The sequence below is a fragment of the Bacillus sp. JJ783 genome (assembly GCF_036963225.1).
GTDB classification, from domain to species: domain Bacteria; phylum Bacillota; class Bacilli; order Bacillales; family Bacillaceae_G; genus Bacillus_A; species Bacillus_A cereus_U.
Map to the genome: position 1 here is coordinate 1 of NZ_JBALMG010000246.1, position 1,000 is coordinate 1,000.

A 1,000-nucleotide genomic window follows, 5' to 3' on the forward strand; every position below is an offset into this window, starting at 1 on the left:
GTTAGTGAATCTGTTAATGTTTTATATGATAAATTTGAAAGAGCTAATAGATCGTTCGTATATAACATTCTATGCTTCTCTAATAATAATAGTACTAATCGTTCTGACGGTTTTAATGTTTCATCACTTTCTAGTATAAAATCTATATTTTTCATATTCCCTACTTCTTACTCCTTATATAAAAAAATGATTTTAGTAGTTATTTAATATAAAAATACTACATAACAAATTTGAAGATATATCGAAATAACATAACACCCAAACACTTTTATACTATAACATAAAAAAGACATTTCCCCAAATTGAAAATGCCTTTTTATATCTACTTCTCTTTTTTATATAATTGATATGATTGTTCTAGCCCTTTATTATATTTCGTATTATTATCTGTCCATTCTCCCCCCAGGTTTCCTGGCCACCCTGATGTATTAGCAACATATTTAAGCAACTCCCAATCCTGCAGTCCTTTTTTCACACCACGCCCATACGATTTGACCATACTTGAAATTGCTATCGTTGTATTTATACGTGAATCCACTAAACTCTCTTCCGATAATTGTGCTGGTGCTAATCCACCACGATGTAATTGGAATAATCCGAAAGATGTTCCGTTATCTCCTATTGCTTTTCGGTTAAATTTTGTTTCATGATCCGCAATTGATAATGGTATCCAATCTGGAATATCATACCTCTTTGCAACTTCACTAATTACTTGTTTATTATTTTTAATCTCTTTATGCTTTTCATAGTTGGTATGAATTACATAACTTAAGGTAAATAACGTAAGTAATATAAATATATATTGTAACGCTTTTTTCATCATTTCATCTCCTGATTTGTGTATGTTTCACTTTCTATATACACTATAAGACTTTTATGTGACATTCATTTGACAAAATGATATTAATTATACATAAGCTGTTACAGTTTTAACTATCAATCTAAAAACTACAATTCTTCTAAAAGACTCCTTCAGCACATAAAAACAATCAGCCTTTCA

General features: G+C 29.2%; 1 protein-coding gene. It reads right to left on the reverse strand.

All coding sequences use genetic code 11. From position 1 onward, the window contains the following. Window positions 1-322: 322 nt before the first annotated feature. Complete coding sequence (locus V7038_RS29105) at window positions 323-823, reverse strand: invasion protein (RefSeq protein ID WP_071151338.1); 501 nt, start codon at window positions 821-823, stop codon at window positions 323-325. Window positions 824-1,000 lie beyond the last annotated feature (177 nt).

Bases quoted from the DNA above. Each gene is read 5' to 3' on its own strand.
- V7038_RS29105 (WP_071151338.1), bottom strand. From the start codon at position 823: ATGATGAAAAAAGCGTTACAATATATATTTATATTACTTACGTTATTT.